The sequence below is a fragment of the Microbacterium umsixpiens genome, from assembly GCF_053543675.1.
The window spans coordinates 1-12,147 of sequence record NZ_JBLVOH010000028.1 but is presented as its reverse complement, the minus strand read 5'-3'; the positions used below and the strand labels follow the sequence as shown (position 1 = coordinate 12,147).

The following is a 12,147-nucleotide window of genomic DNA, read 5'->3' as shown; positions in this document are numbered from 1 at the left end:
CCTGCGACATCGTCGTTTGACTGCGAGGTGAGGCCGGTCAGCCGAGTTCGTCGAGCATCCGTCGCTGCTCGGGCGTGAGTCCGTCGTTGAGCTCGTCGCGGGCCGCGGTCGTCTCGGGGGACTCGGGTGCGGCGCTTGTCGCGGCGGTCGTCGCGGGTGCGGACTTCGAGAGCCCACCCTTCACCCGCGCCTGGACGGAGTCGTAGATCTCCCCGGTCTTGGCCCGCATCCGGTCGTCGATCTGGTCGTAGATCATCCAGCCGAACAGCAGCGCGAGCGGCGGCAGCACGAACGCCCAGAAGCCGGAGGCGCGAACGCCGCTCAACCACACCGTGAGCACCCAGACGATGAGCTCGACGAGGTAGACGAGCACGTATTGGACGATCTTCTCGCCGGTCTTCGTGCGTTCGGCGGCCGACTTCGCTGCGGACTTGCGGAAGGCACCGGCGATCAGCGGCTTCACGAAGAGCGCGGCGAGGGTCAGGATGACCGATGCCCACAGCGCATTGAACCCGACGGAGACGCCGGGCAGCAGCAGACCGATCAGGAGCAGCACCGCGACGTTGAACACGTAGAGCGCGGCGAACCGGACGATTCCGTTCTTCATGCGACCAGAATCCCATAGATCGCGGTGGCGCGGAGGGGGAGCAGCCGCCCCGCGCGGTCAGCCCTGTGGGTGCAGCGTGCTCTCGATGCCGCTGATGCGGGCCTGCTCGTCGAACCGGAACGTCGCCGTGCCGGTGGTGTCCGACACGGACGCGCCCGAGAAGGCCTCATCGGTCCAGGTCAGGGTCCAGCCGGCGAGCCGCGCGAGGTCCCACACCGCGGTGCGGGCGTCGGGCAGGTCTGCTCCGGCGAGCACACGGGGGAGGGCGACGACCGCGTCGGCGACGGTGAGCGGTGCGAGCGGTGCGTCGAGCAGGAACACCGCGCGGGTGCCGTTGCCGACGGGCGCGGAGTAGTACGGGGAGCGTCCGGTCAGCTCGACGGCGACGCCGCCGATGGTGTGCGCCGCCTGCGCGATCCAGTCGTCGTCGCCCGCGCCCTCGGGGAACGGCACTTCCGAGTTCGTCAACTCCGCGATGCCGTGCTCGGCGCCGTATGCGTGCAGCTGAGCGGCGACGCCCTGCGGGTCCCCGTTGGGGTGCGCCCAGGCCCACAGCAGCGAACGGGGGCCCGGCGCGATCGTCGCGATCAGGTGCGCGCGGGCGACGAACTGCTTCGAGGGGTCGTCGTTCGCCGTGAAGGTGAGCGTGCCGGCCGCCATGTCCGCGTCCCAGCGGTGCTCACCGAGCGCGTCGGCGGCGGCGGAGAGGGCGTCCTGTCGGAGTGCGACGAAGAGGGCGGCACGGTCGGCGAGGGGCTGGAGCGCGGCGAAGGTCATGCCGACAGTCTCGCCGGAAATGCTATGAATCCGCTAGCTCGCACACCGTTCGTGTGAGCGGCTCAGTAGCTGGCGCGCGCCGCCCCGTCCGCGGCGATGAATCGCGCCGTCAGCGCCTCGGATGCGCGGGCCAGCAGGGCGACATCCGCACCCACGGACACGAAGTCCGCGCCCGCGGCGAGGTAGGCATCAGCGGCGGCGGGGTCGAACGCGTTCACGCCGACGGCCTTGCCCGCGGCCTTGACCGCGGCGAACACCTTCTCGACGGAGGCCGTCACATCGGGATGCGTCTGCTGCCCGAGGAGCCCCATCGAAGCGGACAGGTCGGACGGTCCGACGAAGACGGCATCCACGCCGTCGACCGCGGCGATGTCGGCTGCGGCCTCGACCCCTGCAGCCGTCTCGATCTGCACGGTCAGCGAGACGTGCTGCGCGGACTCCTGCAGATACCGATCGACGCGGTTCCACCGGGCGCTGCGGGCCAGGGCGCTTCCCACTCCGCGTACGCCCTCCGGCGGGTAGCGGGTGGCGGCCACGGCGGCGCGGGCCTCATCGGCTGAGGAGACCATCGGGACGATCAGATTCTGTGCCCCGAGATCGAGGATCTGCTTGATCGCGACCGTGTCGTTCGACGGCACGCGCACGAGCGGGGCGATCGGATAGGCGGCGACGGCCTGCAGCTGCTGCAGCACGGAGTCGAGCGTGTTCGCCGAGTGCTCCATGTCGATCAGCAGCCAGTCGAGCCCGGACCCTGCAGCGACCTCCGCGAGAAGCGGGCTGCCGGAGCAGACCCACATGCCCACGAACGGGTGATCGGAGTCCGCGAGCTGTTCGCGGAAGGAGGGGTCTAGACGAAGCGGCATGCGATTGTTCCCATCGGTCCGTAATCGCACAGCACTTCATCGCCACGCGACACCCACATCGGGCGCGTGAACGATCCTGCCAGGATGATCTCGCCTGCTTCGAGACGCGCGCCGTGCTGATGGAACTTGTTCGCGAGCCAGGCCACGCCGGTGGCCGGATGGCCGAGCACTCCGGCGGCGACGCCGGTCTCCTCGATCTCGCCGTTGCGGGACAGGACGCCGGGAACCCATCGCAGGTCGATCTCATCGGGGCGCTTGTGCACGGTGCCGAGCACCATCGCCCCGTACGCGGCGTTGTCGCTGATCGTGTCGACGATCGTCCGACCCTCCAGCTCGATGTGCGAGTTGAGCACCTCGAGGGCCGGCACGGCATAGTCGATCGCCGCGAGGGCGTCTTCGAGAGTGCAGTCGGGGCCTTCCAGTGGGCTCTTCAGCACGAAGGCCAGCTCGACCTCGATGCGCACGTTCGAGAAGTGGGAGGTCGCGATCTCGGCCCCGGACTCGTACACGGTGTCGTCGAACATCACGCCGTAGTCCGGCTCGGTGATACCCGTCGCCTGCTGCATCGCCTTGGACGTCAGCCCGATCTTGCGCCCGACGAGCCGACGGCCCGCCGCGAGGTTCTGGTCGCGCCAGACCCCCTGGATCGCATACGAGTCCTCGACCGTCGCCTCCGGGTACCGTGCGGTGATGCGCGGGATCACGCTGTGCGTGCGATCGGCTTCGGCGAGCTCCGCCGCGATCGCCGAGATGGTCTCGTCTGACAGCATCGGTGCCTCCTAGAGCTGGTGGCCGAGCTTGTACTCGCCCTGCTTGTACTCGGGCATGTCCTTGTCGTCCTCGGCGCGGGTGTACGAGAAGCCGTCGGCGCCGATGGTCACCGCCATCTCGCTGGAGTCGGTGCGGGCGACGACCGGCTGCGGGTTGCCGTCGAGGTCGAGCACGAGCGAGGCATCCGTGTACCAGGACGGGACGACGGGGTTCCCCCACCAGTCGCGGCGCTGGTTGTCGTGCACGTCCCAGGTGACGACCGGGTTGTCGGGGTCGCCCGTGTAGTAGTCCTGCGTGTACACCTCGACGCGGTGTCCGTCGGGGTCGCGCAGGTACAGGTAGAACGCGTTCGAGACGCCGTGGCGGCCGGGGCCGCGCTCGATCGCATCGGAGCGGCGGAGCGCGCCGAGCTTGTCGCAGATCGCGAGGATGTTGTGCTTCTCGTGCGTCGCGAAGCACACGTGGTGCATGCGGGGCCCGTCGCCGCCGGTCATGGCGGTGTCGTGCACGGTGGGCTTGCGGCGCATCCACGCGGCGTAGACGGTGCCCTCCTCGTCCTGGATGTCTTCCGTGACCCGGAATCCGAGGTCCTGCATGAAGCCGACCGCGCGCGGCACGTCGGGGGTGACCTGGTTGAAGTGGTCGAGACGCACCAGTTCGCCCGGGATATGGAGGTCATAGCGCCACGACATCCGCTCGACGTGCTCGGTGGCGTAGAAGAACTCGTACGGGAAGCCGAGCGGATCGACCACGCGCACGGAGTCGCCGATGCCCTTCACGAAGCCATCCGGGTTGCGGCGTACGTCGCAGCCGAGCTCCGTGTAGAACTCGACGGCGCGGTCGAGGTCTTCGGGCGTGCGGACCCGGTAGGAGAAGGCGGCGACCGCGGCGATCGGTCCCTTGCGCAGCACGAGGTTGTGATGGATGAACTCCTCCGTCGAACGCAGGTAGAGCGCCTCGTCGTCTTCTGCGGTCACGTAGAGACCCAGCACGTCGACGTAGAACTGACGGGAGGCCGCGAGGTCGGTGACCACGAGCTCCATGTACGCGCAGCGGAGGATGTCCGGCGGCGTGCTCTTCGGTGTCGCCACGGGGTTCTCCGAGTGGATCGGCGCCTCCTGGGAGACGTAGAAGCCGGAGGAGGTCAGGGTCATGTCTTCGCGGTGTGTCATGTCAGCGTCCTTGCGTGATCGGGCAGACGGGTTTCAGTTCTTGCCGAAGGTCGGGTTGTGGGCTCCGCCGAGCGTGATGTGCACGCTCTGCTGGTCGGTGTAGAAGTCGATCGAGCGGTAGCCGCCCTCGTGACCGAGGCCCGAGGCCTTCACGCCTCCGAACGGGGTGCGCAGGTCGCGCACGTTGTTGCTGTTCAGCCACACCATGCCGGCCTCGACCGACTGCGCGAAGTTGTGTGCGCGCTTGAGGTCGTTGGTCCAGATGTAGGCGGCGAGCCCGTACTTGGTGTTGTTCGCGAGGGACAGCGCCTCCTCGTCGGAGTCGAACGGCGTGATCGCGACGACCGGGCCGAAGATCTCCTCCTGGAAGATTCGGGCGTCGGAGGAGACGTCGGCGAACACGGTCGGTGCGACGAAGTTGCCCTCGTCGAAGCCCTCGGGGCGACCGCCGCCGGCGACCAGACGTCCTTCCGTCTTGCCGATCTCGACGTAGCTCATCACCTTCTCGTAGTGCTCGGGGTGCACGAGCGCGCCGACCTCGGTGGCCGGATCGTGCGGGTAGCCGACCTTGACGCGCTTCGCCTGCGCCGCGTAGCGCTCGACGAACTCCTCGTAGATCGAACGCTCGACGAGGATGCGCGATCCGGCCGTGCAGCGCTCGCCGTTGAGGGAGAAGACGCCGAAGATCGTGGCATCGACCGCGGCTTCGAGATCGGCATCGGCGAAGACGACGGCGGGGGACTTGCCGCCGAGCTCCATCGACAGGCCCTTGAGGAAGGGCGCGGCGTTGCCGAAGATCAGCTGGCCGGTCGAACTCTCGCCGGTGAACGAGATGAGCGGCACGTCGGGGTGCTTCACAAGCGCGTCGCCCGCGTCTTCGCCGAGGCCGTTCACGAGGTTGAAGACACCCTGGGGGAGACCTGCCTCTTCGAAGATGCCGGCCCAGAGCGAGGCCGAGAGCGGCGTGAACTCGGCAGGCTTGAGCACGACCGTGTTGCCGGTCGCCAGTGCGGGGCCGAGCTTCCAGGACTCGAGCATGAAGGGGGTGTTCCACGGCGTGATGAGGCCGGCGACGCCGATCGGCTTGCGGTTGACGTAGTTCATCTGGCGCCCGGGCACCTTGAAGGCGTCGTCGGACTGCGCGACGATCAGGTCGGCGAAGAAGCGGAAGTTCTCCGCGGCGCGGCGGGCCTGACCGAGCGCCTGGGTGATCGGAAGACCGGAGTCGTATGACTCGAGCTCAGCGAGGCGCGCGTCGCGGGACTCGACGAGGTCGGCGATGCGGTGCAGCACGCGCGAGCGCTCGCGGGGGAGCATCCGCGGCCAGGGTCCTTCATCGAAGGCGCGCTTGGCGGCGGCGACGGCGAGCTCGATATCGGCCTTCTTGCCGGCGGCGGCCGTCGTGTAGGTCTGGTTGGTGACCGGGTCGAGCACGTCGAAGGTGTCGCCGTCGACGGAATCGACGAACGCGCCGTCGATGTAGTGCTGGATGTGGTCGGGGAGGTCGGCGGGGATGCGCGAATCGGTCATGAGTGTTCTCCGGTCGTCTGGGCGGAACGGGTGTGCAGGGCGTCGAGGAACGCGTCCATCGTGCGCCAGCGGTGGTTACGGGCGGCGAGTTCGATCTCGAGCGGGTCGGCGCCCGCGCGGATGAGCTCGAGGATCTGGGTGTGCTCTTCGACCGAGTGCTGGGCGCGTCCGGGGACCGACGCGAAGGTCGTGTCGCGGATGCCGGAGAGCCGAGACCAGCCGCGGTGCACCAGGTCGAGCAGATGAGGGTTGGGGCACGGCTCGAACAGCACCGAGTGGAACTGGCGGTTGAGCTCGGTGAAGGCGTGGGCGTCGAGGTGGTCGAGCATCTGCGCCATGCGCTCGTTGATGCGGGCGGCCTCTTCGAGGGCCGACTCGTCGAGCAGGGGAGCGGAGAGCGCGGTGGCGCACCCCTCGACGAGGCCGAGCGTCTGCATCGTGTGTGCGTATTCGCTCTCGTCGACGAGTGTCACGCGCGCGCCCACGTTGCGCTCGAAGGTGACGAGACCTTCGGCTTCGAGGCGGCGGATCGCCTCGCGCACGGGCACGACGCTCATCTTCAGGTCTTCAGCGATCGAGCCCAGCACCAATCGGTAGCCCGGGCTGAACATGTGTCCCGTGATGCGCGAGCGGATCCACTCGTACGCGACTTCCGACTTGCTGGCCGCCGTCATCGTCATCGGGAGCTCCGTGGGGCCGTGGCCCCCTCGTAGCGGGCGCGCCACTCGGCGTTGAGGGGGAAAAGTCCGTCGAGCGGGTGGCCGGCGGCGACCTGCTCGGCGATCCAGGCATCTTCGACCTCTTGCGCGACCGCGTCGGCCGCGACCTCGGCGGCCAGGGCCGGCGGGATGACGATCACGCCGTCACCGTCGCCGACGATGATGTCGCCGGGCTGCACGGTCGCGCCGCCGCAGGAGATGGTGACGTCCACGTCCCACGGCACGTGCTTGCGGCCGAGGACCGAGGGGTGCGCGCCCTGCGAGAACACGGGGAGTCCGATCTCGGCGACCGCGTCGAAGTCACGGACCCCGCCGTCGGTCACGACGCCGGCAGCGCCGCGGGCCTTCGCGCGAAGGGCGAGGATGTCGCCCAGCGTGCCCGTGGTGGCGTCGCCGCGGGCCTCGATCACGATGATCTCGCCGTCTTCCACGGCGTCGAATGCGCGCTTCTGCGCGTTGTAGCCGCCGCCGTGTGCGGCGAAGAGGTCTTCGCGGAACGGCACGAATCGCAGGGTCTTCGCGGTGCCGACGATCTTGCTGCCCGGGATGTTCACCGACACTCCGTCGATGAAGCAGGAGTGGTGCCCGCGCTTGCGGAGCTGGGCGGAGAGCCCCGCCGTCGGAGCTTCGAGGAGCAGGGCGCGCAGCTCGGGGGAGAGGCGTGAAGGGTCAGGAATCGCCGCGTCGGCAGGGGGGAGCGCGGCATTTTGCGACCCCTCACCGGTGGGGGGCGCGAGTCCGGCGGCCTCGGCCGAGCCCCACGCCTCGGTGCGCTGCAGGTCGTCGACGGCGGGAAGTGAGCCGAGGTCGCCGTCGAAAGGGACATCGCCCTGGGTCACGGTGGTGACCAGACGGCCGGAGGTCGGTGCGCCGGGAGCATCGGGAGCATCCACCTCGACCTCGACGATGTCGCCGGGGACGATGACCGAGGAGCCGGCAGGGGTGCCCGTGAGGATCACATCGCCCGGTTCGAGCGTGAAGTGCTGGGAGAGGTCGGCGACGAGCTGCGCGAGCGGGAAGATGAGCCCAGCCGTGGTGTCGTGCTGGCGGAGTTCGCCGTTGACCCAGGCGCGCACGCGGAGGGCGGCGGGGTCGACGGTGCGGGCATCGATCAGCTCGGGGCCGAGAGGGGTGTAGCCGTCGCCGCCCTTGGAGCGGACGTTCGAGCCCTTGTCGTTCGCGCGGAGGTCGTACAGTCCGAGATCGTTCGACGCGGTGACCCACCCCACGTGCGCCCAGGCTTCGTCGAGCGAGACGCGGCGGGCTGCCGTGCCGATCACGAGGGCGATCTCTCCCTCGAAGGCGAGCAGCTCGGTGCCGGCGGGGCGTTCGACCGAACCGCCCGAGACGCCGACGGAGCTGGCCGGTTTGAAGAAATAGGAGGGGGAAGCGGGACGCCGGCCGCGCTGGTCGGCGCGCGAGGCATAGCTCAGGTGGATCGCGATGATCTTGCCGGGGCGGTCGATGGTATCCGTCACGGGGCGCCTCCTCGCGCTCGTCTGCGTTGTCGTGCAGGACGCCTTGTGCGTCGTATTCGAAATCATATATCATCGGTTCACCCCTCGGCAAGCACTCCGGATCCGCATCCGCTGCACGCCGTGACAATGCGGTCACAACCAAAGGAGACACCCCCATGAGCGGGCAGTCACAGGGTGGGTTCACACCCACCGGAACCATCGCGACGGCGGCCGATCGGCGCCGCGTCGTGTTCGCCACCGTCGTCGGCACCACGGTCGAGTGGTACGACTTCTTCATCTACGCCACGGCCGTCGGGCTCGTGTTCGGCCAGCTGTTCTTCGAGCCGCTCGGGGCGGACAGCGCGCTGATCGCGTTCGCCACCGTCGGCGTGAGCTTCCTGTTCCGTCCGCTCGGCGCATTCCTCGCCGGGCACTACGGCGACAAGCTCGGACGCAAGACCGTGCTCATGTGGACGCTGATCCTGATGGGTGCCGCAACCGCGCTCATCGGTCTGCTCCCGACATACGAGACGATCGGCATCATGGCGCCGATCCTCCTCGTGCTCCTGCGCATCATCCAGGGCATCTCGGCCGGTGGCGAGTGGGGTGGCGCCGTGCTGATGGCGGTCGAGCACGCTCCGCGCAAGAAGCGCGGCATCTTCGGGGCTTCACCGCAGATCGGTGTTCCCCTCGGCCTGCTGCTCGCCTCCGGTGTGATGGCGCTGATGACCGTGATCGCCCCCGGCGACCAGTTCGCGATCTGGGGCTGGCGTGTGCCGTTCCTCCTCAGCGTGGTGCTGATCCTCGTCGGCTACTACGTGCGCCGCAAGGTCGAGGAGAGCCCGGTCTTCACCGAGCTCGCCGCGCGTAAGGAGAAGGCGCGGATGCCGATCGCGCAGCTGTTCCGCAAGCACCTGCTGCTCGTGATCATCGCGGCGCTCGTGTTCGCCGGCAACAATGCGGTCGGCTACATGACCACCGGCGGGTACATCCAGGGCTACGCCACGAACCCCGAGGGGGCGATCGGCCTCGAGCGCGGTCCGGTGCTCTGGGCCGTCGCGGGCTCCGCCGTCACGTGGCTGCTCACGACGCTCCTGGCCGGCTGGCTGTCCGACCGCATCGGGCGCCGAACGACGTACGTCATCGGCTGGGTACTGCAGCTGGTCGGCGTATTCACGCTGTTCCCCCTCGTGAACACCGGTGAGATCGGACTCCTGTTCGCCGGTCTCGCGATCCTGACGATCGGTCTCGGCTTCACCTACGGCCCGCAGGCGGCGCTCTACGCCGAGCTGTTCCCCGCGAGCATCCGGTTCTCGGGCGTCTCGATCTCGTACGCGATCGGTGCCATCGCGGGTGGGGCCTTCGCGCCGACCATCGCCACGGCCATCGTGAGTGCCACGGGCTCGACCGACGCTGTCACCTGGTACCTCGCCGGGATGACGCTGATCGGCCTGGTCGCCACGCTCCTGCTGCGCGACCGCTCCGGTATCCCGCTCGGTCCGGACCATGAAGAGGAGCAGTCCGTCAGCCCGATCTACGGTCTCGCGAAGGCCTGAGCGGCCTGTTCGTGGAATCCGATCGAGAGCGTGCGTCCCCAGTGGGCGCACGCTCTCGTCGTGCCGCCCTCGCCCTCGCCTCGACCGGGTCGTCAGCCGTCGAGGGCCTCACGGATGACGGCGGCCGAGCGGTGCAGTCGTGCGGCGATCTGGGCGTCGTCGAGATCCGTCGCCACATGCACCACGGCGATCGCGGCCAGGCGCTGACTCCGCAGGACCAGCGGCACGGCAACGGATTGCACGGTGGGGATGACCTCGTCATGGCTGGTGGCGTAACCGCGGAGCTTCGTCGCCTCCACGTCCGCGGGCAATGACGCGGGCGCTTCGGCGGGCCATTCGGCGCTCGGCAGCTGAGCGAGAATCGCTTTGCCCGGGGCGCCGACGGTGATCGGATGCCGGGCGCCGGGGCGCTGGGCGACGCTCGCGACGGCATGCCGCGGTTCGACGCTGGCCAGCGTGATGCACTCGGCCCCGTCGAGGACGGCGAGGAAGCACGTCATCCCGAGCTCGTTGGCGATCGCGGTGAGTTCGGGGAGTGCTTCGGCCTGCAGATCGTGCGCGACGCCGGCCGCGAGTGCCGCCATCCGCGCGCCGAGGCTCACCGCCCCGGCCGCGTCCCGCGTGACGAGGCCGTGGTCCTCGAGCGTGCGCAGCAGGCGGTAGGCGATCGAGCGATGCACGCCGAGACGGGTCGCGATCTCGTCGATCGTGAGGGGGCCGCGGGCGTCGGCGAGGACTTCGAGGATGCGGATGCCGCGGCTCAGCGTCTGCGAGGCGGGGGAGGTGCTCGGGGTCTCGGGCATGCGTGCGCTCCCTTGCGGTCACCGGCGCGGCGGTTTAGGCTGTGTTCAATAGTAGAACAGTGTGTTCGAATATAGAACACACACCCCCCGAGCGCAAGACCCGAAGCGCAGGACCGACGAAGAAGTCCGGAAGGAATCGACGACGATGCAGTTCCACCACCACGGCTACGTCTCCGCAGACCCGCGCGTGCAGGACGCCGCCGGCGTCGGACTCGACCGGCTGACCGACCTCCCCGATGAGATCGATGTGCTCATCGTCGGCTCCGGACCCGCCGGGATGCTCCTCGCCGCCCAGATGTCGCAGTACCCGGATATCTCCACCCGCATCATCGAGAAGCGCGACGGACGCCTCCCGTTGGGTCAGGCCGACGGCATCCAGCCGCGCAGTGTCGAGACCTTCCAGGCGTTCGGATTCGCCGAGCGGATCATCGCCGAGGCCTACAACATCGGCTGGATGAACTTCTGGGGCCCGAACCCCGACAAGCGCGACGAGATCGTCCGCACCTCGCGCACCGCCGACTACGCCTACGACATCTGCGAGTTCCCGCACCTGATCGTCAACCAGGCACGCGTGCTGGACTACTTCGCCGAGGCGGCCGCGAACGGCCCCGGCCGCATCGCCCCCGACTACGGAGTCGAGTTCGTGGGGCTCACCGTGCACGAGGAAGGCGAATACCCGGTCGAGGTCCGCATCCGCTACGTCGCGGGGGAGCGCGCAGGGGAGGAGCGGACGATCCGCACCAAGTTCGTCGCCGGGTGCGACGGCGCCCGCAGCGGCGTGCGCCAGGCGATCGGGCGCACGCACGTCGGTGCCTCGGCCGCGCACGCATGGGGCGTGATGGACGTGCTCGTCAACACCGACTTCCCGGACTGGCGGACCAAGTGCGCCATCAACTCCGAGGCCGGCAACATCCTGCACATCCCGCGTGAGGGCGGCTACCTCTCCCGCATGTACATCGACCTGGGCGAAGTCGCCGCCGACGACGACCACCGGGTGCGGCAGACGCCGATCGAGGAGATCATCCGCCGCGCCAACGAGATCCTCCACCCCTACACCCTCGATGTGCGTGAGGTCGCCTGGCACAGCGTCTACGAGGTCGGCCACCGCGTCACCGACGGGTTCGACGACGTGATCGACGAGTCGGGACGCACGCCGCGCGTCTTTCTCACCGGCGACGCCTGCCACACGCACAGCGCCAAGGCAGGCCAGGGCATGAACGTCTCGATGCAGGACGGCTTCAACCTCGGCTGGAAGCTCGGCTCGGTGCTCACGGGTCGCGCTCCCGAGGCGCTCCTGGCGACGTACGGCGCGGAACGACGTCCGGTGGCGCAGCAGCTCATCGACTTCGACCGCGAGTGGTCGAGCCTGATGGCGCGCAAGCCCGAGGAGATCTCCGACCCCGGCGACCTCGCGACCTACTACCTCGCGACGGCCGAGTTCCCGTCGGGCTTCATGACGCAGTACACCTCGTCAATGATCACCGGCACCGACGCCCACCAGGCGCTCGCCGTCGGCTACCCCCTCGGCAAGCGCTTCAAGTCGGCCGAGGTCATGCGCGTGGGCGACGGCAACGTCACCCACCTCGGACACCATGCGAAGGCGGACGGCCGCTGGCGCGTGTATGCCTTCGGCGACCGCACCGGGGAGGCGCTCGCCGCCTGGGCCGCCGATGCCGCCCCGTTGTTCGCGCGCTTCACTCCGGCGGATGCCGACGTCGACGCCGTGTTCGACGTGAAGGCCGTGTACCAGCAGCCCTTCGAGGAGGTGGAGGTCACCTCGGCGCCGGACCTGTTCCAGCCGAAGACCGGTCCGCTCGGCCTCACCGACTGGGAGAAGGTCTATGCGGCGGGCCCCAGCAAGTGGACCGAGACCGACATCTTCGCGGCGCGCG

The 12,147-nt window shown here is 69.0% G+C and carries 11 protein-coding genes; 2 read left to right on the top strand and 9 right to left on the bottom strand.

Translation table 11 applies throughout. The features are described 5' to 3' along the window. Positions 1-37: 37 nt before the first annotated feature. The 8 genes from ACNPM4_RS02920 to ACNPM4_RS02885 form a co-directional block, all read right to left on the bottom strand. Entirely contained in the window at positions 38-607 is a 570-nt protein-coding gene (locus tag ACNPM4_RS02920) for a hypothetical protein (RefSeq protein WP_448984643.1), read from the bottom strand. Positions 608-664: 57 nt separating this feature from the next. Further along, complete coding sequence (locus ACNPM4_RS02915; protein ID WP_400856108.1) at positions 665-1,384, bottom strand: DUF6882 domain-containing protein; 720 nt, start codon at positions 1,382-1,384, stop codon at positions 665-667. A gap of 62 nt (positions 1,385-1,446) precedes the next feature. Next, entirely contained in the window at positions 1,447-2,247 is an 801-nt protein-coding gene (locus tag ACNPM4_RS02910; RefSeq protein WP_448984642.1) for an HpcH/HpaI aldolase family protein, read from the bottom strand. Continuing rightward, positions 2,232-3,017, bottom strand: a complete 786-nt coding sequence (locus ACNPM4_RS02905; RefSeq protein WP_372468785.1) for an FAA hydrolase family protein — start codon at positions 3,015-3,017, stop codon at positions 2,232-2,234. Before ACNPM4_RS02905 ends, ACNPM4_RS02910 begins: the two co-directional genes overlap by 16 nt. Positions 3,018-3,026: 9 nt before the next feature. Next, on the bottom strand, positions 3,027-4,190 hold the full coding sequence (hpaD, locus tag ACNPM4_RS02900) for a 3,4-dihydroxyphenylacetate 2,3-dioxygenase (RefSeq protein WP_372468786.1): 1,164 nt from the start codon (positions 4,188-4,190) through the stop codon (positions 3,027-3,029). 33 nt (positions 4,191-4,223) lie between these two features. Further along, positions 4,224-5,720 (bottom strand): 5-carboxymethyl-2-hydroxymuconate semialdehyde dehydrogenase, encoded by a 1,497-nt coding sequence (hpaE, locus tag ACNPM4_RS02895; RefSeq protein WP_400856103.1) that lies wholly within the window; start codon positions 5,718-5,720, stop codon positions 4,224-4,226. Continuing rightward, entirely contained in the window at positions 5,717-6,400 is a 684-nt protein-coding gene (locus ACNPM4_RS02890) for a GntR family transcriptional regulator (protein WP_448984641.1), read from the bottom strand. The genes hpaE and ACNPM4_RS02890 overlap by 4 nt, the downstream gene beginning before the upstream one ends. Continuing rightward, positions 6,397-7,917 carry a fumarylacetoacetate hydrolase family protein gene (locus tag ACNPM4_RS02885; protein WP_448984640.1) on the bottom strand — a complete coding sequence of 507 codons (1,521 nt, stop codon included), beginning with the start codon at positions 7,915-7,917 and terminating at the stop codon, positions 6,397-6,399. The genes ACNPM4_RS02890 and ACNPM4_RS02885 overlap by 4 nt, the downstream gene beginning before the upstream one ends. Positions 7,918-8,072: 155 nt before the next feature. Here ACNPM4_RS02885 and ACNPM4_RS02880 point away from each other — a divergent pair, with 155 nt between their 5' ends. Continuing rightward, on the top strand, positions 8,073-9,452 hold the full coding sequence (locus ACNPM4_RS02880; RefSeq protein ID WP_400856099.1) for an MFS transporter: 1,380 nt from the start codon (positions 8,073-8,075) through the stop codon (positions 9,450-9,452). 92 nt (positions 9,453-9,544) lie between these two features. Here the strand turns inward: ACNPM4_RS02880 and ACNPM4_RS02875 are convergent, their stop codons facing one another. Next, positions 9,545-10,255 (bottom strand): IclR family transcriptional regulator, encoded by a 711-nt coding sequence (locus tag ACNPM4_RS02875; RefSeq protein ID WP_448984639.1) that lies wholly within the window; start codon positions 10,253-10,255, stop codon positions 9,545-9,547. Positions 10,256-10,400: 145 nt separating this feature from the next. On the opposite strand from ACNPM4_RS02875, the gene ACNPM4_RS02870 reads away from it, so the two are divergent. Next, positions 10,401-12,147: FAD-dependent monooxygenase (locus ACNPM4_RS02870; RefSeq protein ID WP_448984638.1), on the top strand; the 1,747-nt coding region annotated here is incomplete at its 3' end.

Bases quoted from the DNA above. Each gene is read 5' to 3' on its own strand.
- hpaE (WP_400856103.1), bottom strand. From the start codon at position 5,720: ATGACCGATTCGCGCATCCCCGCCGACCTCCCCGACCACATCCAGCAC.
- ACNPM4_RS02880 (WP_400856099.1), top strand. From the start codon at position 8,073: ATGAGCGGGCAGTCACAGGGTGGGTTCACACCCACCGGAACCATCGCG.
- ACNPM4_RS02910 (WP_448984642.1), bottom strand. From the start codon at position 2,247: ATGCCGCTTCGTCTAGACCCCTCCTTCCGCGAACAGCTCGCGGACTCC.
- ACNPM4_RS02920 (WP_448984643.1), bottom strand. From the start codon at position 607: ATGAAGAACGGAATCGTCCGGTTCGCCGCGCTCTACGTGTTCAACGTC.
- ACNPM4_RS02890 (WP_448984641.1), bottom strand. From the start codon at position 6,400: ATGACGATGACGGCGGCCAGCAAGTCGGAAGTCGCGTACGAGTGGATC.
- hpaD (WP_372468786.1), bottom strand. From the start codon at position 4,190: ATGACACACCGCGAAGACATGACCCTGACCTCCTCCGGCTTCTACGTC.
- ACNPM4_RS02875 (WP_448984639.1), bottom strand. From the start codon at position 10,255: ATGCCCGAGACCCCGAGCACCTCCCCCGCCTCGCAGACGCTGAGCCGC.
- ACNPM4_RS02905 (WP_372468785.1), bottom strand. From the start codon at position 3,017: ATGCTGTCAGACGAGACCATCTCGGCGATCGCGGCGGAGCTCGCCGAA.
- ACNPM4_RS02915 (WP_400856108.1), bottom strand. From the start codon at position 1,384: ATGACCTTCGCCGCGCTCCAGCCCCTCGCCGACCGTGCCGCCCTCTTC.